Source organism: Pseudomonas sp. Root71 (assembly GCF_001429045.1).
Lineage (GTDB): Bacteria > Pseudomonadota > Gammaproteobacteria > Pseudomonadales > Pseudomonadaceae > Aquipseudomonas > Aquipseudomonas monachiensis.
In genome coordinates this window covers 333,731-353,017 of record NZ_LMHY01000012.1, presented here as the reverse complement: position 1 = coordinate 353,017, position 19,287 = coordinate 333,731, and the positions used below count along the sequence as shown (strand labels likewise).

Below are 19,287 nucleotides of genomic sequence, written 5' to 3'. Positions count from 1 at the left end.
ATAAAACCCATGGATGGGCTTACCTCTATCTCGACCTTGTTAGCTGACTAATTGTTCCGCCGAGTCAAACACGTCGACGGATGTGAAAATCACTCTCAACACCCTTTGTAACCCACCAAGCGCAAACCATGTGGGAGCGGGCTTGCTCGCGAAAGCGGTGTGTCAGCCAGCTTGATTTCAGCTGACCGTCCCTCTTCGCGAGCAAGTCGGATCGCCGCACCGCCGCTCCCACAGGTTTTGTGTTTCAACCTATCAGTCGTTGCTTGGCTTGTTCACCGCCTGCAGCACGTACTGAGGCAAGGCGAAGGCGCCGATGTGGATTTCAGGATTGTAGTAGCGGGTGACTATGCCGCTGCCCGTGAAGCGCTGTTGCAGGGTTTCGCGGGACAACTTGCGATAAGCGGTATTGGTGGCGCCCCAGGCGAAGGTCATCGAGCCACCGATGTAGGTCGGCACGGCGGCCTGATAGAAGTGCCAGTCCGGGAACAGGCTGCGCAGGCGACCGGCGGTGGTCTTCACTTCTTCGATCTGCATGAATGGCGTGCCGTTCTGGGTCACCAGGATGCCGCCTTCGTTCAGGCAGCGGTGGCAGGCCTGGTAGAAGTTTTCCGAGAACAGTACTTCACCCGGGCCGATCGGGTCGGTGGAGTCGGAAATGATCACGTCGAACTTTTCAGTGGTGGTGGCGACGAAACGCATGCCGTCGTCGATCACCAGGTTCAGGCGTGGATCATCGAACGCGCCCTTGGAGTGATTCGGCAGGAATTCCTTGCACATGTCGACCACGGTGCCGTCGATCTCGACCATGGTGATGTGCTCGACGCTGCGGTGCTTGGCCACTTCACGCAACATGCCGCCGTCACCGCCGCCGATGATCAGCACGCGTTTGGCCGCACCGTGCGCCAGGATCGGCACGTGGGTCAGCATTTCGTGGTAGATGAATTCGTCGGCTTCGGTGGTCTGGATCACGCCGTCCAGCGCCATCACGCGGCCCATGCGCGGATTTTCGAAGATCACCAGGTGCTGGTGCTCGGTGCGCACTTCGTGCAGCAGTTTTTCCATGCGAAAACGCTGGCCGTAGCCTTCGTAGAGGGTTTCCAGGTAGTCGCTGGTCGGGGTGTTGCTCATGGGAAGTGCTCCGATGAATGCGGGTGGCAACGGACGGTTACCCGCCCATGATGGCCAATCGAGTGTCTCGATTGACCGGGAAAGGCGCGCATTCTACGTCGCGGAACATGACAGGTCGAACCTCACTTGTTCGACTTGCCACAATCCTGTGGGAGCGGGCTTGCTCGCGAAGCAGGCAACTCGGTTTGTCGGCGAACCGCGTAATCGTTCTTCGCGAGCAAGTCGGATCGCCGCACCGCCGCTCCCACAGGGTCGGTGTTGTTTGTGGGAAATCCGTCAGAGTTTGACATTGCCCCGCGGCCCGGCGATGGCCCAGATGATCAGTCCCAGTACCGGCAACAGCGCGATCAGCAGTACCCAGAGGATTTTCATCCCGGTCTCGGCACTGCTTTTGAAGACGTTGATGATGGCCCAGATGTCCAGGACAAAAATGATCAAGGCAACCAGGCTGTTGAACGTGGAACCCATGGTGACGCTCCCAAAGAGTGATATGCCCCCTCAGGATAGACGCTCGTCGCGAGGATTCCTTTTTATTGACAGTGTCTGGGTCAGACGTGGATCGCCACTTTCAGGGCTTCCAGGGATGGCGCGGCTGCGATGCCCGCTTCTGCGCACAATTCCAGCACCCGTGGCACGTCATTGCCGTAGACCAGGACCACCTGCAATTCGTCATCGAGCAACTGGCTGAAATTCATCAGCGTGTAGCCACCATTTTCCTTGTTCATGCTACTCATCTGCACCTGGATGCGGTTGAGCGCGGTCAGGGCTTCGGTCTTGGCCAGTTGCTTGGGCTTGAGATTGAACTCCACCCCTGGGCCGAATGAGGCGACGATCTGGGCGAACAGGTCCATGTAGGTGTCAGCCTGGAACAGTACCGTTTCCGGTAGGCTGCCAACCACCACCCATTCACCCAGCGGGATCGGGAAGGTTTCGTCGTAGTTGATGTCCGGATTGGCGCTCAGAAAAGCATCCTGATCGGCGTATGCCCGGGCCGCTTCGTCCGCAACCTTGAGGATTTCGTCTTCGCCCATGCACCCGGAGCTGATTTTGCTGATGAGTTCGACGAGTGCGGCTTTCATGGGGAGGATCCTGTAGCGAGGTGAATTTTGAGGGCGCGAAGGATACCGCAAGGATAGATTCGAATGCCCAAAAAAGATCGCAGCCTTCGGCAGCTCCTACATTGAGTGGCGTACACCCGTAGGAGCTGCCGAAGGCTGCGATCTTTTAAAGCAATCAGCCAATCAGCTTCTCAAGCTGCGCAACGGTATCGGAAGCGCCCATGGTTTTAGCCGCCTCCAGCGCAGTGATGCCATTGGCGTCCTTGGCTTTCGGGTCGGCGCCCTTGCTGATCAGGTAGTCGACCACTTCGACGCGATTGAACATTGCCGCCATCATCAGCGCCGTGCGGCCATCGAAGGACGAGCCTTCAACCTGCGCGCCACCGTCGACCAAGGCCTTGATTATCGCCAGGTCGCCCTTGAAGGCGGCGCCGGCAATCGGGCTCTGGCCGTTGTCGTTGCGGATCTCCGGGTCGGCCTTGTGCTCCAGCAGGACTTTTACCGTGTCCACGTGACCGTGATACGCGGCCAGCATCAGCAAGGTATCGCCCTTGTGGTTACGCAGGTTCGGCGGTAAACCCTTGGTCAGCAGCGCGGCCATCATCGCCGCATCGCCCTCCCGTGCCTTGTTGAATACCTGTTCGGTGAATTCGGCGGCTTCTTCGGGGGTCATCTGGCGGCTTTTGTCTGACATTGGGCACTCCCTTTTCTGTCATTCGTAAAAGCCGACAGTTTCCCGAGCGCCCCCGGCACTGTCACTTGTTTTTTCTCATGGGCCGCCATAGCCAGATTCAATAGCGGTACTTGCCGTCATGAATGTCGGACAACAACTGCTCCGTGACCTGCACGTAAGTCTGCGTCCCCGGCAGCCAGGCATAGATCGGATCATCGCCGGTTTTACCCGGGTCGAAGGCCTCGTCCTTGAGTCGGGTCTTCTGATATTTGAACGTCCCGGTGGTTTCCATTTTCACTTTCACCCGCAGGAACAACGGCACCGCATAGGCCGGCATTTGCTCGCGGGCGAAGGCCAGCAGCTCGCTGAAATCCAGGGTTGCCAGGGATTCGGCCGGGGTAATCGCCGCCATCCCGGCCCGGCCATTGGTGTTGCGGATTTCCACGCCATAGGCCACGGCTTCGGAAATAAGCGGGTGTTGCAGGAGGATATTTTCGACCTCCGTGGTCGAGACGTTTTCGCCCTTCCAGCGGTAGGTGTCGCCCAGGCGGTCGACAAACTGCGCATGCCCAAAGCCGATGTTGCGCAACAGGTCGCCGGTGTTGAAGTAGCGGTCGCCCTTTTCGAACACATCCTCAAGCACAACCTTGGCGGTTTTCTGCGGATCGGTGTAGCCGTCCAGGGGTGCCTTGTCGTCGATTTTTGCCAGCAACAACCCCTGCTCGCCCTTGGCGACCTTGCGCATCAGGCCATTGGCCTGACGAATCGGCGCGCCGCTGTCGTGGTCGTACGCAACCAGCTCCCAGGACATCAGGGAAAAACCGATGGTGTTGTCGAAATTGAGAATGTTGGTGAAACCGATGTTGCCGTCGCTGGCGGCGTACAGCTCGCAGATGTGATTGACCGCAAAGCGGGTCTTGAACTCGTTCCAGGCGCCGGGCCGCAAGCCGTTGCCGATCATTTTCTTCACATCGTGCCGGCTGTCGTCGGCGCTGGACGGTTGATCGACCAGGTAGCGGCACAATTCGCCGACATAACCGATGGTGGTCGCCCGGTACTTGCGCGCATCGTTCCAGAACTGACTGGCGCTGAATTTGCGGCGGATGGCGAACCCGCTGGCACCACTGACGGCCGAACCCCAGCACACGCAAAGGCCCGTGGCGTGGTACAGCGGCAAAGTGCAATAGACGACATCGTCGGGGCGCATGTCCAGGGCGATCATGCCGAAGCTCGCCGAACTGCGCATCCAGCGTCCGTGCTTGAACACGCCCGCCTTGGGCAACCCCGTGGTGCCCGAGGTGTAAATATAAAAGCAGGGATCATCAAAGAAAATCTGCCGGCTGCTGGCCGGGTTGTCGCTGCCATCGTCGAGACTGACGGTCATCAGGTTGATGAAACCTTCAGGCGCGATACCCGGTTGGCGCGAGGTGTCCTGATCGGCGACGAACCAGGTTCGGTCAGCCTTGATCGACACCCGGTCACGCACTCCGAGGTACGCCGGGACCAACTCCTCACCGACAATGATCGCCGCCGGCGCCACCAGATTCACACTGTGCACCAGGGTGTCGCGGGTCTGGGAGGTATTGAGCAGCGCACTGATTGCGCCGACCTTGGCCACCGCCAGTATGGTCACCAGCAGTTCCGGGCGGTTCTCGATGAAGACCGCCACCACATCCCCCTTGCCGATGCCTTGGCCGATCAGGTGATGGGCGATGCGATTGGCCCATTGGTTGACCTCGGAGTAACTGAGCATTACGTCGCCTTGCAACAGCGCCGGGCCATCCGGGTTACGCAACGTGGCTTGCTCGAAACTCCAGCCCAAACCACACGCTTGGGTCGGGTCCTTGACGTTGGCGGCCTTCATGCCCTTCACCACCCGGGGGATGGCCTTGGCAATGGAAGGCAGCTTGCGGAGCATCATGCCCCAGGTAATCGTGTCGTTCGACGTGCGACTCATGTTGCTCCCGTTCGATCTTTTTATTGTCGGGCTGCGATGACTGAGCCCGAAAATACGTCAACGGTTCTTGAGCTGTACACGCGGTTTTTGAAATGTTTTGTATCTGCGATCTTGATCTGCGATCTTGATCCGCGGTTGATACAGGGCCAATCGTGAACCCTCGCACACGCAATGGTTCCATCGAATCGCCGAGCGACCGCGCAAAATGCAGGATGCACGATGGCCGTTCATGCAGAATGCACGAAAGCAAAAATCACCAACGATACTAACTTGTTGTTTTATATATTGATTTATAGAAAACCAAGGCTGGCACAATCACTGCAACCCTCTCCGTATGCTTGCCATTCAAGAGCTAACGGAGCTGAAAGACATGAACCTGATTCAGGAAAAATTTTCGTCCCTGTTCTCCAACTTCGAAGTCACCACCCAGGCCCGCCCTGACGGTGGGATCCTGCTGACCCTCAGCGGCGGCGAAGGCAAAGTGTTCAAGCGTTCGATTTCCTACCAGCAGTTGCACAATGGCGACCAACTGACGTGGGTCATCAGTGCGATTCGCCGCGACCTCGCCGAACAAGCCAGTGAACTGCCGCAGATTTCCATGCTGCAGAGCCAGCAACGGTTTGCGCTGCCGACCTATCACTCACTATAAAAAAATGAGAAAAAAATGTGGGAGCGGGCTTGCTCGCGAAGAGGGCGTGTCATTCAACGTTGATGTTGACTGACACGCCCTCTTCGCGAGCAAGTCGGATCGCCGCACCGCCGCTCCCACAGGTTGTCCGGTGTTTAGAACGCTGAAGGATCGATCCGCGCAAAGCTGTCCACGGTGACATGCCCCGCCAGTTCCCCACCCTCGCGAGCCAGCCCGCACGTAGCCATCCCCGCCGTGCGCGCCGCGTCGAGCTCTTCGACGATGTCCGACAGAAACAGGATCTGCCCCGCCTCAATGCTGATCGCCTGGCTGATGTTGGCGTAGGACTGCGCCTCGCGCTTGGGCCCTGACGTCGTATCGAAGTAACCACTGAACAACGGCGTGAGATCCCCTGCCTCCGAGCAGCCGAAGATCAACCGCTGGGCCTGGATCGAGCCGGACGAGTAAACAAACAGTTGAAAGCCGTCCCGATGCCAGCGCTTGAGTGCGTCAACGGCGTCCGGGTACACATGCCCCTTCAACTGCCCGGCCTGATAGCCCTGTTCCCAGACCATGCCCTGCAACGCCTTCAACGGCGTGGCCTTGCGGTCTTCAGCGATCCAGCCCAACAGGATCTCGATGACCCGCTCGACGTCGGCGTTCGGTTCGTTGCCGTCGCGGCGCACGGCAGCCAGTTGCTCTGCCACATCGGCGCGCTCGGCGTGCTGACGGACAAATGCCGGCAAGTGTTTGGCAGCGTAGGGAAACAGCACGTCGAACACAAAACTCACCGCGCTGGTGGTGCCTTCGATGTCGGTGAGAATCGCTTTGATCGGCATCGACTCAGTCCTCCAGGCGCGGGAATTGGCTGGCGATGTCTTCGCCGGTGAAATTGGCTACCCAACCTTCCGGGTTGTTGAACAGACGGATCGCGACGAAATGCGGATGTTCGCCCATGTCGAACCAGTGCTTGGTTCCGGCTGGCACCGAGATCAGGTCGTTTTTCTCACACAGCACCGCGTAGACGTAATCGTCGATGTGCAGGGTAAACAGGCCACGGCCAGCGACGAAAAATCGTACTTCATCTTCGCCATGGCGATGTTCGTCGAGGAACTTGGCACGCAGTTCGGCTTTTTGCGGGTGATCGCTGTTGAGGCTGATCACGTCGACAGTGACGTAACCGTGCTCGGTCATCAGCTTGTCGATCTGCTCCTGGTAGGCGGCGATCACTTCTTCCTGGCTGGCGCCCGGCTGGATCTTCGCCGCCGCTTGCCAGCGGTCGAAACGAACGCCCTGCTCGGCCAGGGTCGAGGCGATGTCTTCGAAATGGGTCAGCACCTTGTTGGGGATTTCAGGACTGGAAACGTGATAGACGGACAGGCTGCTCATCTGGGCAACTCCTTAACGGTTCATGCTTTAAAGAGCGAGCGCATCTTCAACTCGCACTCGAACAAAAATTCAAAGGCCTCGATCTGCCGCAGGGCATCGCTCATGCGCGCGCCCCAGGTGTACAGGCCATGGCCGCGAATCAGGTAACCGACGCAATCGGGATGGGCGTCGAGCCAAGGCTGCACCTTGGCGGCCAGGCGCGCAATGTCCTGGTCGTTGTCGAAAATCGGCACGCGCACCCGGGATTCGTGGGTCGTCACACCGCTGAAGGCCTTTTGCAGTTCGTAGTCTTCGAACTCGATGAAGTCTTGCGACGTCAGGCGCGACAGCACGGTGGCGTTCACCGAGTGGGTGTGCAGCACCGCACCGATCTCCGGGCGCCAGCTGTAGAGTTGGGTGTGCAGCAGGGTTTCGGCGGACGGTTTCTTGCCCGGCTCCAGGCTGTTGCCCGACAGGTCGGTGGCCAGCACATCGTCCATGCCCAGTTGTCCCTTGTGCTTGCCGGAGACGGTCAGCAAGGCTTCGGTCGGCGACAGGCGGGTCGAGTAATTGCTGCTGGTGGCCGGCGACCAGCCGCGGCCATACAGAAAACGCCCGGCGTCGATGATTTCCTGGGCGAGTTGTTCACGGGTAAGGCTCATGGCCTGTCCTCTTGCATACGTGTGGCAATGATAACGGCAGCCGCGACGGCTGCGAGACTGGCAATACTAAAGGTCCATGCCGCGCCGAGGGCATTCCAGCTGTAGCCGGAATACAAAGCGCCCAACGCACCGCCGGTGCCGGCCAACGCGGCATACAGCGCCTGGCCCTGGCCTTGCTGGCGCGCGCCGAAGCTACGTTGCACGAATGAAATGGCAGCGGCGTGAAAGCTGCCGAATGTCGCCGCGTGCAGCACCTGGGCAAACAGCAATACCCAAAGGAATTCGGCCAACGACCCGAGCAGCAACCAGCGTAACGCCGCCAGCAGAAAACTCGCCATCAGCACCCGGCGCAAGGAAAACCGCGCGAGGATCTTGCTCATGGCCAGAAACATCAAAACTTCAGCGACCACGCCGACCGCCCAGAGCATGCCGATCACGCCCCGGCTGTAACCCAGGTGTTCAAGGTGCAATGTCAAGAACGTGTAATACGGCCCGTGGCTCATTTGCATCAGCGCCACGCAGCCGTAAAACGCCAACACACCGGGGTTGCGCAGTTGCTGGAGGAATCCCTCCCCGGTCAACCGTTCACCCTGAATCGGTTGCGCGTTAGGCACCCACAGACTGCTGACCACGATGCCGGCCAGGATCAGCACCAGCGCCACCGGGTAGATATCCAGGCTCAGCCATTCGAACAAACGGCCCAGCGCGACCACGGTGATGATGAAACCGATCGAGCCCCACAGGCGAATCTGGCTGTAGCGCGAGGTCTGGCCCTGCAAGTGCGCCAGGGTGATGACTTCGAACTGCGGCAACACCGCGTGCCAGAAGAACGCATGCAAGGCCATGACCATCGCCAGCCAGGCGTAGGTCTTGCTGACGAAAATCAGCGAAAAGGTCAGCAGCGTGCACACCGCGCCGATGCGCACGATGGTCAGCCGCCGACCGGTGTAGTCGCCCAGCCAGCCCCAGATGTTCGGCGCCACACAGCGCATCAGCATCGGGATCGCCACCAACTCGCCGATGCGCGCGGCGCTGAACCCCAGGTGATCGAAGTACAGCGCCAGAAACGGCGCTGTCGAACCGAGCAAGGCAAAATAGAACAGATAGAAACTGGAGAGCCGCCAGTACGGGAGCGCCGCAGTCGCCATCAGACGGCTGCGACCATGATGCCAGCCATTTACAGCTGACCCAGCACCGGCGTGCTCACACGCACATCGGCGTTCTGCCCACGGTGGCGCAGCAGGTGATCCATCAGCACGATGGCCATCATCGCCTCGGCAATCGGCGTGGCGCGGATGCCCACGCACGGATCGTGACGGCCCTTGGTGATCACTTCCACCGGGTTGCCATGGATGTCGATGGAACGACCCGGTGTGGTGATGCTCGATGTCGGCTTCAGCGCCAGGTGCGCAACGATGGGCTGACCGGAGGAAATACCGCCGAGAATGCCGCCCGCATTGTTGCTGAGGAAACCTTCCGGGGTCATTTCATCGCGGTGCTCGGTGCCACGCTGGGCGACACTGGCGAAACCGGAGCCGATTTCCACGCCCTTGACCGCGTTGATGCTCATCAGCGCATGGGCCAGTTCGGCGTCGAGACGGTCGAAGATCGGCTCGCCCAGGCCCGGCATCACGCCTTCGGCGACCACTGTAATCTTCGCGCCGACCGAGTCCTGGTCCCGGCGCAACTGGTCCATGTAGGCTTCCAGTTCCGGCACCTTGTCCGGGTCCGGGCTGAAGAAGGCGTTCTGCTCGACCGATTCCCAGGTCTTGAACGGGATTTCAATCGGCCCCAGCTGGCTCATGTAGCCGCGAATGACGATGCCCTGGCTGGCCAGGTATTTTTTCGCAATCGCACCGGCCGCGACGCGCATCGCGGTTTCGCGGGCCGAACTGCGGCCGCCGCCGCGATAATCACGCTCGCCGTACTTGTGGTGGTAGGTGTAGTCGGCATGGGCCGGGCGGAACAGATCCTTGATCGCCGAGTAGTCCTTGGACTTTTGGTCGGTATTGCGGATCAACAGGCCGATGGCGCAACCGGTGGTGCGGCCTTCGAACACGCCGGAGAGGATTTCGACTTCGTCGGCTTCCTGGCGCTGGGTCGTGTGGCGGCTGGTGCCGGGCTTGCGGCGGTCCAGGTCACGCTGCAGATCCTCAAGGGATATCTCCAGCCCCGGCGGGCAGCCATCGACAATGGCGACCAACGCCGGGCCATGGCTTTCGCCCGCGGTGGTGACAGTGAACAGCTTGCCGTAGGTATTGCCGGACATGCAGGACGCTCCGTGAAATGAACCTGAATACGTAATGCGCGCCAGTATACGCAGGCTACCCAAGTAGTTCATCCTCGAACCTTATGGGTGCCTGTGAGTCCAACCGGCATCTTCTTGATGATGGCGCGATGATGCTGCGAGTTCTAGCCTTGAGCCTTACAATGATTTCCGGCTTCGCCCAGGCGACTGTCCTGCAACGACCGATCACCCTGGATACCGGCACCGGCGAGCTTTTCGGCTCATTGTTGCTGCCAAAGTCCGACAATCGAGTGCCGGTTGTGCTGATCATTTCCGGTTCCGGCCCTACGGACCGTGACGGAAACAACACCGACGGCGGGCGCAATGACAGCCTCAAGCGTCTGGCCTGGGTGCTGGCCAAACACAACATCGCCAGCGTGCGCTACGACAAGCGCGGCGTGGCCGCAAGCCTGGCGGCAACCCCGGATGAACGCAATCTGACGGTGGACGCCTATGTGGCCGACGCTCAGGCCTGGGGCCGCAAGCTCAAGACCGATCCGCGTTTCGGCCAGTTGATCGTGCTGGGTCACAGCGAAGGCGCCTTGATCGCCAGCCTCGCTGCGCCGGACATCGATGCCGACGCGGTGATTTCTGTCTCGGGCAGCGCAAGGCCAGTGGATCAGGTCATTCGCGAGCAACTGGGCAATCGCCTGCCACCACCGTTGATGCTGCGCAGCAATGAATTGCTCGACAGCCTCAAGGCCGGGAAACCCGACGACAATGTGCCGCCACCCTTGCAGGCGATTTTCCGCCCGAGCGTGCAGCCTTACCTGATTTCCCTGTTCCGCCAGGACCCGGCCACGGCATTTGCCAAGCTGAAGATGCCAGCACTGATCATCCAGGGCAGCAACGACATCCAGGTCGGCGTCAATGACGCAAGGCTGCTCAAGGCGGCCAAACCGGACGCCGAACTGGCGCTGATCGAGGGCATGAACCACGTCATGCGCATCGTGCCCAACGACGTCAAACGCCAGATGGCCTCCTATAAAGACCCGCAGTTACCCCTGGCGGCGGAACTGGGCACGCGAATCCTCGGTTTTATTGACGGACTTCGCGCCAGTTAACCTCCAGTCTTGAAAAAAACGGCCGATAAGCCTTTGTCGCCAACACATTGGTTGGCGACAAGCTGAGCTTGGACAGGATCTCGCCGTTATGACTGACACCCAGACTTCACCCGACACCAGCGCTGAAAAAGACGCACCGCCAGCGGTCGAGCTACCCTGGGCGGACGTCCACGTCGAGCACCACAAGATGCTCCGTCTGGCGCCGCTGCAGACTGACCGCAACACTGGCGGGCGCCCATTGCGCTTTGTCGAATTAGGCTATGCCGAGCGCAACGACAAGGCGCACAGCCTGATGCGCATGAGCATCACCCTGCCCGGCCAGCGCGTACGCAAGGAGCAGAATCATCTGGACGTGTGGGTCGATCACGCCGAAAAACGCGTGCATTTCGGACCGGAAAGCGGATTGCAGATTGAACCGCTGAACCGTGGCATTGGCCGCTACATGGCGGCCCAGGGCATCAACTGGGCAAAGAAGCGCTGGCCGACCTACACCGTCGACGGCTTTGACCTGAACAACAAGGATGCACTGAACGAAGACACCCGCTTGCGTCGCGATCATTTTTTGCGCGTGCATGGGTTCGACGTGGTGTATGCCGATGCCCAGCATTTGAAAGGCAGCGTCAAGGCGGTCAAGGTCGGCGACCTCTCTGGCGAGTGGAACAGCGAAAAACTGCAGGTCGTGGAAATTCTCGAGGCGGCGCAGATGCTCCAGCAAGCCGAGCAGAACCTGGCCGAGCAGGAAGTCAAACTCAAGAAACACGAAGAGAAAGTCAGCAAGTACAAACGCGAAGACGCCGGGCTGCGATTCACCATCACCTGCCTGGTGGCGTTTGCGGTGTTTCAGGCGGGGCTGCTGATCTGGATTGCTACGCACCGTTGAATCAAAAGATCGCAGCCTGCGGCAGCTCCTACAGGAATACGCATTCCATGTAGGAGCTGCCGCAGGCTGCGATCTTTTGCTTTTTAAATGCGGGAAACGAACAACGCCTGATGCTCCCGGCACTGCTGCGCGCTGAGCATGAACACACCATGGCCGCCACGCTCGAACTCCAGCCAGGCGAAGTCCACTTCCGGGTACAGCGCCTCGACGTGCACCTGGCTGTTGCCCACTTCGACAATCAGCAAGCCCTTCTCGGTCAGATGATCCGCCGCCTCGGCGAGCATGCGTCGCACCAGGTTCAAACCGTCATCACCGCAGGCCAGGCCCAGCTCCGGTTCGTGCTGGTATTCGTCCGGCATGTCGGCGAAATCTTCTGCGTCGACGTAGGGCGGGTTCGACACGATCAGGTCGAAACGCTGACCCGGCAAGCCTTCGAAGCCGTCGCCCTGCACCGTGTACACACGCTCATCGACGCCATGGCGCTCGATGTTCTGGTTGGCCACTTCCAGCGCTTCGAACGACAGGTCGGCCAGCACCACTTCGGCATGCTGGAACTCGTAGGCGCAAGCGATGCCGATGCAGCCGGAGCCGGTGCACAGGTCGAGAATTCGCGCCGGCTCGTTGGCCAGCCACGGGGTAAAACGATTTTCAATCAGCTCGCCAATGGGTGAACGCGGGATCAGCACGCGCTCATCGACGATGAACGACATGCCGCAGAACCAGGCCTCACCCAGCAGGTAAGCGGTCGGCACCCGATCTTCGATGCGGCGCTTGAGCAAAAGCTGCAGGTGAACCACTTCGTCTTCTTCCAGATTGCAGTCGAGGTAGCTATCGGCGATTTCCCACGGCAGGTGCAGCGCGCCCAACACCAATTGCCGGGCTTCGTCCCAGGCATTGTCGGTACCGTGGCCGAAAAACAGATCCTCCCCATGGAAGCGGCTGACGGCCCAACGGATATGGTCACGCAGGGTGCGAAGGCGGGAAGTGATCACGACGGCAAACTCCAGAAAAATCGACGGGGGATTCTACCAGTCAAACGACGTCACGACGACGCGGGAAACCACCGATTCAAATGTAGGAGTTATCCATTTTTTCGCCAGGCTATTGAACAAAACGCGACTATTGACAAGGCTACAGGCCAGCAACGACGGCACCTGTGATCGTAGCCATTCACAGAACCGCTCAGCCAGAGGACAATGGCGCAAAAGCCCCACTCCAAGGAGCCCCAGAATGTCTGTTCCAAAAACGATGTTTCAACTCAGTGGCCGCGGTTATGCAGCGGCCAATCTGAGCCATGCCACGCTGGTCATCATCGATGCCCAGAAAGAATACCTCAGCGGTCCCCTGGCCCTGAGCGGCATGGATGAAGCTGTCGCGAACATCAAGCAATTGCTTGCCGCTGCCCGCGCCGCCGGCCGGCCGATCGTGCATGTCCGCCACCTCGGTACGCTCGGCGGGTTGTTCAACCCCCAGGGCGTAGGTGGTGAGTTCATTCCGGGCCTGGAGCCACAGAGCGATGAAACCGTCATCGGCAAATTGCTGCCAAGCGCGTTTCACGGCACCGAACTGGCACAACGCCTGGAAGACCTCGGCGCCCTTGACCTGATCGTCTGCGGCTTCATGAGCCACTCCAGCGTCAGCACCACGGTGCGTGCCGCCAAGAACCTGGGCTTTCGCTGCACCCTGGTGGAAGACGCCTGCGCCACCCGCGACCTGCCTTACAAGGGCGGCGTGCTCAGTGCCGCACACGTTCATCAGACGGAAATGGCGATCATGGGCGACAACTTCGCCACCCTCGCGCTGACCCGTGAACTGATCTGATCGACGCTCAATGAGCGGCATGGAACGCCGCTCATCCGCAAAAGCCTCCCATTTGCCGTAATTGTCTTAGCCTCAGGAACATCCCGGTCAACTCCCGGTCGAAGGGCCGATACCCATTGAGGAAGGTCGGAATGAAGTTATCCGATGGTTTTGACGCTCGCCGCTTGCGGCCCAAAGGCCAAAGCAACTGGCGATTTCGAATCGGCGCGACGTTCGCAGCGTTGCTGGCGATGTGTGGCGTATTGCTCGCCATGGCCGGTGCCGCCAGCCTGCTCGGCCACGCACCCGCCCTGGGTGAATTGAACACCAGCCGCACCGGTGCCGCCGTGATCCTGGCGATCGGCCTGTTCGTGCTGTACCTCGGTGTCTGGTTATGGCGCCGTTGCCGTCGTCGCTCGCGGCAGTCGCGGGAACTGGCCATGTCCCCGCACCTGATGAAAAAACACGACTGAGCCTGGCGTCGCGCGCGTTTTTGTCGCGCCCGATTCGCTTCGAGTTGGGTAAACTGGCCGCCCTTCGCGGAGGCTGACATGCAAGACGACGATTTTTCCCTGTTCAAAAGCGCGATCCAAGGCGTCAAGCCGATCAAGCACGATCGCGCCGAAACCGGCAAACCCAAGGCTGACCGCGCGCAGATTGCCAAGCTGCGTCAAGCGGCGACCGTACGCACCGAATCCACCACCGTCGACGGGCTGTCCGATCAGTTCGTCATCGACGTCGGCCCTGAAGATGAGCTGATGTGGGCCCGCGATGGCGTGCAGGAAAGCCAGATGCGCAAGCTCAAGGTCGGGCAGATTCCGTTCGAAGGCAGCCTCGACCTGCACGGCATGAGCGTGGAAAAGGCCCGGGAAACCCTCTGGGCGTTCCTGGCCGAAGCCACCAGATTCGAAATCCGCTGCGTGCGCGTCACCCATGGCAAAGCCGTGCGACTGGACGGCAAGCGGCCGATGATCAAAAGCCACGTCAACACCTGGCTGCGCCAGCATCCACAGGTGCTCGGCTTCACCTCGTGCCAGGCCAAACACGGTGGTGCCGGCGCGGTTTATGTGATGCTCAAACGTACCATGATGGAAGGTCGCGACGAGTAAAGCTGACGCGTCACGCTTGCAGCGTCGTGCCCGTCACCGTACCCTTGCCCTTTGCGTAAAATCCCACAGGTAGTTTCATGTCCCTGGAACAGAATTACACGGCGATCCTCGGCCAGCTCGGCGAGGACGTTTCCCGCGAAGGCCTGCTCGACACGCCAAAACGTGCCGCCAAAGCCATGCAGTACCTCTGCCGCGGCTATGAACAGACACTGGAAGAGGTCACCAACGGTGCCCTGTTCAGCTCCGACAACAGTGAAATGGTGCTGGTCAAGGACATCGAGTTGTACTCGTTGTGCGAACACCACCTGCTGCCGTTCATCGGCAAGGCTCACGTCGCCTACATCCCGAGCGGCAAGGTCCTGGGCCTGTCGAAAGTGGCGCGGATCGTCGACATGTACGCCCGTCGCCTGCAGATCCAGGAAAACCTCAGCCGCCAGATCGCCGACGCGGTCCAGCAGGTCACCGGTGCCTTGGGCGTCGCGGTGGTGATCGAGGCCAAGCACATGTGCATGATGATGCGCGGTGTGGAAAAGCAGAATTCGACGATGATCACCTCGGTGATGCTCGGAGAGTTCCGTGAAAACGCCGCCACTCGCAGCGAATTCCTCAGCCTCATCAAGTAATTCGCGGCACGAAGAAAACCGGCATTCATCGCCGGTTTTTTTTCGCCTGCAAAAAATCAGGTAAGCTGCGCGCCCTTCTTCATTCGCACCGTGAGGCTTTCAACGTGTTCGTAAAAGCGCTTCGTGTCGGCCTTGGCCAACTGATCATCTTCATCGACTTCATCACCCGCCCAGGCAAGAAGCAGCGTCCGGCGGAAGTTCAGGCACAGGTCAACTCGGCTGCCAAGGGCCTGACGCTGTATCAATTCCACGCCTGCCCGTTCTGCGTGAAGACCCGCCGCACCTTGCGCCGCCTGAATGTGCCGGTGGCACTGCGTGATGCGAAGAACAACGAACAGGATCGCCAGACCCTGCTCGAGCAAGGCGGCAAGATCAAGGTGCCGTGCCTGCGCATTGAAGATAATGGCCAGACCACCTGGATGTATGAGTCCAAGGTGATCATTGATTATCTGGACAAGCGTTTCGCGGCGGCCTGATGTTTTTGTGGTGATCTGACTGACGCCTTCGTCGGAACGCCGCCCGGAGCAAGCCCGCACAGGCACCGCAAATCCCGGACAAAAATAAACCGGCCCTCGCGCCGGTTTATTTGTTTTCACGCTGCTTTTGCGGCCTGGGCAGCACGCACCACCGCCGCCAACCGCTCGAGCCCTTCATCCAGCCGCGCCGGATCAATGTGGCTGAAGTTCAACCGCAGATACCCCGGATGATTATCCGGCTCGGGGAAGAACGGTTCGCCCGGCATGAACGCCACGTCGTTGGCCAGCGCGGCATTGAGCAAGGTGCGGGTGTCGTGCGGCTGCTTGAGTTTCAACCAGAAAAACAGCCCGCCCTGCGGCACGTTCCAGTCCGCCAGATCCGAGAAGTGCGTTTCCAGCGCAGCCTGAAATGCATCCCGACGCCCCCGATAAAAGTCGCGCAACCCACTACGGTGTTGCTGGTATTTCTCGGTGCCAATCCATTGCAACGCCTGCCACTGGCCGACCCGATTGGTGTGCAAATCCGCCGACTGCTTGAGTTTCAACAAATGGGGAAACAAGTCCGGGCTGGCGATCAGGTAGCCGACGCGCAAACCCGGCAACAGGGTTTTCGATACGGTCCCGGTATAGATCCAGCTGGCCTTCTTCAAGCGGCTGACAATCGGGGTGGCGCTGCCACCGTCGAAGGTCAGTTCGCGGTAAGGCTCGTCTTCAATCAGTGTCACGCCGAATTCATCGAGCAACGCCGCCACCGCGTCGCGCTTGGCTTCGCTGTAACGCACCGCCGATGGATTCTGGAAGGTCGGGATCAGGTAAATGAAGGCCGGACGGTGTTGCTCCAGCCGAGCGCGTAGCTCCGTCAGGTTCGGCCCGTCGGCCTCCAGAGGCACGGTCAGGCAATCGGCGCCGAACAGCTGGAAAATCTGCAACGCCGCCAGATAAGTCGGCGCCTCGAGCAGGATTTCGGTGCCCTTGTCGATGTACAGCTTGGCCGCCAGGTCGAGGGTTTGCTGTGAGCCGCTGACCACCAGCACCTGGCTTGCCTCGCACGGCACTCCCAACGCTCGCGCCTCGGCGGCCAGCGCTTCACGCAGCGCCGGCTCGCCTTCGCTCATGCCGTATTGGCCCATGGAAACCGGCATCCGGGCCCAATCGACCTTCGGCAACATGGCTTCGGCCGGCAGGCCGCCGGCAAACGACATCATCTGCGGACGTTGGGCCGCGGCGAGGATTTCACGGATCAAAGAACTTTTAAGGCGCGAGACACGTTCGGAAAAAGCCATGGGGATCACCGGTAGCGAGGCATGTGAAAAATGAGTCAAACTTGTTGACCGAAATTACGCCTCCCCGAACGGATACGTCAATATGCTTGACCTTAAAAACCCGCTTTCCCAGCAGCAGGCCATGGAAGCGTTTTTCTTCGGCTACCAGGCCTTCACCGCCAAGGCCGATGAAATGCTCGAACGTCGCGGCCTGAGCCGGGTGCATCAGCGCATCGTGTTTTTCATCGCCCGCTATCCGAACCTGAGCGTAAAGGAACTGCTGGCATTGCTCGGCGTGAGCAAGCAGGCGTTGAACATGCCGTTGCGGCAATTGTTGGAGATGCATCTGGTGGAAAGCGTCGCGTCCGAAACCGACAAGCGCAAGCGTCTGCTGGAGTTGACCGCCGAAGGCGCGCGGTTTGAACAGGCGCTACGGCGCGAGCAGGTGAAATTGCTGGAGCGGGTGTTTGCCGAGGCCGGGGAGACGGCGGTGAATGGGTGGCTGGCGGTGAATCTGGCGTTGGGGGAAAGCCAGGCGCATACCGACTGAATCATTCTGCCTGCTGATTTTGATGCTGACTGATCCGGCCTCTTCGCGAGCAAGCCCGCTCCCACAGGTTTCGATTCGGTCAAAAAATATGCGCAGATCCGCCGCTTCCTGTGGGAGCGGGCTTGCTCGCGAAGGCGTCGGAACAGGCGATATATCCCTAAAGCCAAACTTTTCGTAAACAAAATCAAAAACATTATTTGCTTTCTTTGTATACAAAAGCATAATCCACTTCGTGCGAGTTCCTGACCAAGAGGTCAACAAATTCGCAAGTGCCTCAAAGGGCCGCTGCCACCCTCATGGGTCCGGCCCTGGAAATAACAATAAAACTCTTGAGGAGTATTCGCTGTGGAAAGCCGCAAATCCGAAGCATCGACGCTGGATCTCTCGCCGCCATTACGCAATGGCTTGCTGGAACGTCTGTTCAAACTCAGCTTGCACGGCACCACGGTGAAGACCGAGCTGATCGCCGGTCTGACAACCTTCATCACCATGGCTTACATCATTTTCGTCAACCCCAACATCATGGCCGACGCCGGGATCGATCACGGTGCGGCGTTCGTCGCCACCTGCATCGCCGCGGCCCTGGGTTGCCTGTTGATGGGCCTGTACGCCAACTGGCCGGTCGGCCTGGCACCGGGCATGGGGTTGAACGCCTTCTTCACCTACACCGTGGTCGGCACCATGGGCTACAACTGGGAAACCGCCCTCGGCGCGGTGTTTGTGTCCGGTGTGTTGTTCATGATCCTGACCTTCTCGCGGATCCGTGAATGGCTGCTCAACAGCATCCCGGTCAGCCTGCGCTTCGCCATGGGCGCCGGCGTGGGTCTATTCCTGGGGCTGATCGGCCTGAAAACCGCGGGTATCGTCGTCGATAGCCCGGCCACACTGATCAAGCTCGGCTCCCTGCGCGAACCTGGCCCGCTGCTCGCCGCCGTGTGCTTCCTGATGATCTCCATCCTCAGCTATCACAAGGTGTTCGGCGCGATCCTCATCAGCATCATCACCGTGACCCTCGCTGGCTGGGGTCTGGGCCTGGTGCACTACGAGGGCATCATGTCGGCTCCACCGAGCCTCGCACCCACCTTCATGGCCATGAACGTCGCCGGCGTGTTCAACGTCAGCATGATCAGCGTGGTCCTGGCGTTCCTCTTCGTACATATGTTCGACACCGCCGGTACCTTGATGGGGGTTGCCCAGCGCGCCAATCTGGTCGGTGCTGACGGCCGCATCGAAAACCTCTCCCGCGCCATGAAAGCTGATAGTGCTTCCAGCGTATTCGGCGCGGTAGTCGGCGTTCCGCCGGTCACCAGCTACGTGGAAAGTGCCGCTGGTGTAGCTGCGGGTGGTCGGACTGGTCTTACCGCAGTGACCGTAGGTGTGCTATTTATTGCAGCCATGTTCTTCGCACCCCTGGCCGGGATGATTCCTGCCTATGCAACCGCGGGTGCACTGATTTATGTAGCAATGCTGATGATGGGCGGCATGGCCCATATCGAATGGGACGAAGCCACCGACAGCATTCCGGCGATTGTCACCGCAATCATGATGCCGCTGACCTTCTCGGTCGCCGACGGTATCGCACTGGGCTTCATCACCTACGTGGCGCTGAAGGCCGGTACCGGCAAGTACAAGGAAATTTCCGTGAGCCTGTGGGTGCTCTGCGCGATCTTCATCGCCAAGTTCATCTTCTTGTAAGCCACACGCGGTACACGCTTGAAAACAGCCTCACCCCGTCGGGTGGGGCTTTTGTGCAAATGGAGGA

General features: G+C 59.8%; 22 protein-coding genes. 10 read left to right on the top strand and 12 right to left on the bottom strand.

What is annotated here, in order from left to right:
- Positions 1-252 precede the first annotated feature (252 nt).
- The 5 genes from speE to ASD95_RS11670 form a co-directional block, all read right to left on the bottom strand.
- Entirely contained in the window at positions 253-1,128 is an 876-nt protein-coding gene (speE, locus tag ASD95_RS11690; RefSeq protein ID WP_056721843.1) for a polyamine aminopropyltransferase, read from the bottom strand.
- A gap of 276 nt (positions 1,129-1,404) precedes the next feature.
- Entirely contained in the window at positions 1,405-1,596 is a 192-nt protein-coding gene (locus tag ASD95_RS11685; protein ID WP_046042941.1) for a PLD nuclease N-terminal domain-containing protein, read from the bottom strand.
- Positions 1,597-1,676: 80 nt separating this feature from the next.
- Complete coding sequence (locus ASD95_RS11680; RefSeq protein ID WP_056721841.1) at positions 1,677-2,207, bottom strand: hypothetical protein; 531 nt, start codon at positions 2,205-2,207, stop codon at positions 1,677-1,679.
- A 154-nt stretch (positions 2,208-2,361) separates the two neighbouring features.
- Entirely contained in the window at positions 2,362-2,880 is a 519-nt protein-coding gene (locus tag ASD95_RS11675) for an ankyrin repeat domain-containing protein (protein ID WP_056721839.1), read from the bottom strand.
- Positions 2,881-2,977: 97 nt separating this feature from the next.
- Complete coding sequence (locus ASD95_RS11670; RefSeq protein WP_056721837.1) at positions 2,978-4,816, bottom strand: long-chain-acyl-CoA synthetase; 1,839 nt, start codon at positions 4,814-4,816, stop codon at positions 2,978-2,980.
- Positions 4,817-5,186: 370 nt separating this feature from the next.
- On the opposite strand from ASD95_RS11670, the gene ASD95_RS11665 reads away from it, so the two are divergent.
- Positions 5,187-5,465, top strand: coding sequence for a DUF3509 domain-containing protein (locus ASD95_RS11665; protein WP_046042946.1), 279 nt, complete (start codon positions 5,187-5,189; stop codon positions 5,463-5,465).
- Positions 5,466-5,599: 134 nt separating this feature from the next.
- Here ASD95_RS11665 and mtnC read toward each other — a convergent pair whose 3' ends face one another.
- The 5 genes from mtnC to aroC are packed head-to-tail and all read right to left on the bottom strand — an operon-like array spanning position 5,600 to position 9,743.
- The gene (mtnC, locus tag ASD95_RS11660) at positions 5,600-6,283 is read right to left on the bottom strand and encodes an acireductone synthase (RefSeq protein ID WP_056721835.1); all 684 of its coding nucleotides are present in this window, start codon (positions 6,281-6,283) and stop codon (positions 5,600-5,602) included.
- A 4-nt stretch (positions 6,284-6,287) separates the two neighbouring features.
- Complete coding sequence (locus ASD95_RS11655; protein WP_056721834.1) at positions 6,288-6,833, bottom strand: 1,2-dihydroxy-3-keto-5-methylthiopentene dioxygenase; 546 nt, start codon at positions 6,831-6,833, stop codon at positions 6,288-6,290.
- Between the two features lie 20 nt (positions 6,834-6,853).
- On the bottom strand, positions 6,854-7,474 hold the full coding sequence (locus ASD95_RS11650) for a methylthioribulose 1-phosphate dehydratase (protein ID WP_056721832.1): 621 nt from the start codon (positions 7,472-7,474) through the stop codon (positions 6,854-6,856).
- Entirely contained in the window at positions 7,471-8,622 is a 1,152-nt protein-coding gene (locus ASD95_RS11645) for an MFS transporter (protein ID WP_056721830.1), read from the bottom strand. Before ASD95_RS11645 ends, ASD95_RS11650 begins: the two co-directional genes overlap by 4 nt.
- 29 nt (positions 8,623-8,651) lie before the next feature.
- Positions 8,652-9,743 carry a chorismate synthase gene (gene aroC / locus ASD95_RS11640; protein WP_056721828.1) on the bottom strand — a complete coding sequence of 364 codons (1,092 nt, stop codon included), beginning with the start codon at positions 9,741-9,743 and terminating at the stop codon, positions 8,652-8,654.
- An 83-nt stretch (positions 9,744-9,826) separates the two neighbouring features.
- On the opposite strand from aroC, the gene ASD95_RS11635 reads away from it, so the two are divergent.
- Together ASD95_RS11635 and ASD95_RS11630 are read left to right on the top strand one after the other, a co-directional pair.
- A complete protein-coding gene (locus tag ASD95_RS11635) occupies positions 9,827-10,825 on the top strand; it encodes an alpha/beta hydrolase (RefSeq protein ID WP_056721827.1) in 999 nt (332 codons plus the stop codon).
- Positions 10,826-10,913: 88 nt separating this feature from the next.
- A complete protein-coding gene (locus ASD95_RS11630) occupies positions 10,914-11,705 on the top strand; it encodes a hypothetical protein (RefSeq protein WP_056721825.1) in 792 nt (263 codons plus the stop codon).
- Positions 11,706-11,788: 83 nt separating this feature from the next.
- On the opposite strand, the gene prmB is transcribed toward ASD95_RS11630, so the two are convergent.
- Positions 11,789-12,697 (bottom strand): 50S ribosomal protein L3 N(5)-glutamine methyltransferase, encoded by a 909-nt coding sequence (gene prmB / locus ASD95_RS11625; protein ID WP_056721823.1) that lies wholly within the window; start codon positions 12,695-12,697, stop codon positions 11,789-11,791.
- A 238-nt stretch (positions 12,698-12,935) separates the two neighbouring features.
- On the opposite strand from prmB, the gene ASD95_RS11620 reads away from it, so the two are divergent.
- The 5 genes from ASD95_RS11620 to ASD95_RS11600 all read left to right on the top strand — a co-directional run bounded on the left by ASD95_RS11620 (position 12,936) and on the right by ASD95_RS11600 (position 15,713).
- Positions 12,936-13,526, top strand: coding sequence for a cysteine hydrolase family protein (locus tag ASD95_RS11620; protein ID WP_056721821.1), 591 nt, complete (start codon positions 12,936-12,938; stop codon positions 13,524-13,526).
- Positions 13,527-13,657: 131 nt separating this feature from the next.
- Positions 13,658-13,978, top strand: a complete 321-nt coding sequence (locus tag ASD95_RS11615) for a hypothetical protein (RefSeq protein ID WP_008048404.1) — start codon at positions 13,658-13,660, stop codon at positions 13,976-13,978.
- Positions 13,979-14,056: 78 nt separating this feature from the next.
- Complete coding sequence (locus tag ASD95_RS11610; RefSeq protein WP_056721819.1) at positions 14,057-14,614, top strand: Smr/MutS family protein; 558 nt, start codon at positions 14,057-14,059, stop codon at positions 14,612-14,614.
- Positions 14,615-14,691: 77 nt separating this feature from the next.
- Entirely contained in the window at positions 14,692-15,237 is a 546-nt protein-coding gene (folE, locus tag ASD95_RS11605; protein ID WP_007988130.1) for a GTP cyclohydrolase I FolE, read from the top strand.
- A 104-nt stretch (positions 15,238-15,341) separates the two neighbouring features.
- Entirely contained in the window at positions 15,342-15,713 is a 372-nt protein-coding gene (locus ASD95_RS11600; protein WP_056721816.1) for a glutathione S-transferase N-terminal domain-containing protein, read from the top strand.
- Positions 15,714-15,829: 116 nt separating this feature from the next.
- Here ASD95_RS11600 and ASD95_RS11595 read toward each other — a convergent pair whose 3' ends face one another.
- Positions 15,830-16,996: an aminotransferase-like domain-containing protein gene (locus ASD95_RS11595; RefSeq protein ID WP_056721815.1), complete on the bottom strand. Its 1,167-nt coding sequence runs from the start codon at positions 16,994-16,996 to the stop codon at positions 15,830-15,832.
- Between the two features lie 82 nt (positions 16,997-17,078).
- Here ASD95_RS11595 and ASD95_RS11590 point away from each other — a divergent pair, with 82 nt between their 5' ends.
- A complete protein-coding gene (locus tag ASD95_RS11590; protein WP_056721813.1) occupies positions 17,079-17,525 on the top strand; it encodes a MarR family winged helix-turn-helix transcriptional regulator in 447 nt (148 codons plus the stop codon).
- Positions 17,526-17,870: 345 nt separating this feature from the next.
- Positions 17,871-19,220 (top strand): NCS2 family permease, encoded by a 1,350-nt coding sequence (locus tag ASD95_RS11585; protein WP_008048392.1) that lies wholly within the window; start codon positions 17,871-17,873, stop codon positions 19,218-19,220.
- The last annotated feature ends 67 nt before the right edge of the window (positions 19,221-19,287 follow it).

Coding starts and splice junctions, on each gene's coding strand:
- speE (WP_056721843.1), bottom strand. CDS start 1,128: ATGAGCAACACCCCGACCAGCGACTACCTGGAAACCCTCTACGAAGGC.
- ASD95_RS11685 (WP_046042941.1), bottom strand. CDS start 1,596: ATGGGTTCCACGTTCAACAGCCTGGTTGCCTTGATCATTTTTGTCCTG.
- ASD95_RS11680 (WP_056721841.1), bottom strand. CDS start 2,207: ATGAAAGCCGCACTCGTCGAACTCATCAGCAAAATCAGCTCCGGGTGC.
- ASD95_RS11675 (WP_056721839.1), bottom strand. CDS start 2,880: ATGTCAGACAAAAGCCGCCAGATGACCCCCGAAGAAGCCGCCGAATTC.
- ASD95_RS11670 (WP_056721837.1), bottom strand. CDS start 4,816: ATGAGTCGCACGTCGAACGACACGATTACCTGGGGCATGATGCTCCGC.
- ASD95_RS11665 (WP_046042946.1), top strand. CDS start 5,187: ATGAACCTGATTCAGGAAAAATTTTCGTCCCTGTTCTCCAACTTCGAA.
- mtnC (WP_056721835.1), bottom strand. CDS start 6,283: ATGCCGATCAAAGCGATTCTCACCGACATCGAAGGCACCACCAGCGCG.
- ASD95_RS11655 (WP_056721834.1), bottom strand. CDS start 6,833: ATGAGCAGCCTGTCCGTCTATCACGTTTCCAGTCCTGAAATCCCCAAC.
- ASD95_RS11650 (WP_056721832.1), bottom strand. CDS start 7,474: ATGAGCCTTACCCGTGAACAACTCGCCCAGGAAATCATCGACGCCGGG.
- ASD95_RS11645 (WP_056721830.1), bottom strand. CDS start 8,622: ATGGCGACTGCGGCGCTCCCGTACTGGCGGCTCTCCAGTTTCTATCTG.
- aroC (WP_056721828.1), bottom strand. CDS start 9,743: ATGTCCGGCAATACCTACGGCAAGCTGTTCACTGTCACCACCGCGGGC.
- ASD95_RS11635 (WP_056721827.1), top strand. CDS start 9,827: ATGGGTGCCTGTGAGTCCAACCGGCATCTTCTTGATGATGGCGCGATG.
- ASD95_RS11630 (WP_056721825.1), top strand. CDS start 10,914: ATGACTGACACCCAGACTTCACCCGACACCAGCGCTGAAAAAGACGCA.
- ASD95_RS11620 (WP_056721821.1), top strand. CDS start 12,936: ATGTCTGTTCCAAAAACGATGTTTCAACTCAGTGGCCGCGGTTATGCA.
- ASD95_RS11615 (WP_008048404.1), top strand. CDS start 13,658: ATGAAGTTATCCGATGGTTTTGACGCTCGCCGCTTGCGGCCCAAAGGC.
- ASD95_RS11610 (WP_056721819.1), top strand. CDS start 14,057: ATGCAAGACGACGATTTTTCCCTGTTCAAAAGCGCGATCCAAGGCGTC.
- folE (WP_007988130.1), top strand. CDS start 14,692: ATGTCCCTGGAACAGAATTACACGGCGATCCTCGGCCAGCTCGGCGAG.
- ASD95_RS11595 (WP_056721815.1), bottom strand. CDS start 16,996: ATGGCTTTTTCCGAACGTGTCTCGCGCCTTAAAAGTTCTTTGATCCGT.
- ASD95_RS11590 (WP_056721813.1), top strand. CDS start 17,079: ATGCTTGACCTTAAAAACCCGCTTTCCCAGCAGCAGGCCATGGAAGCG.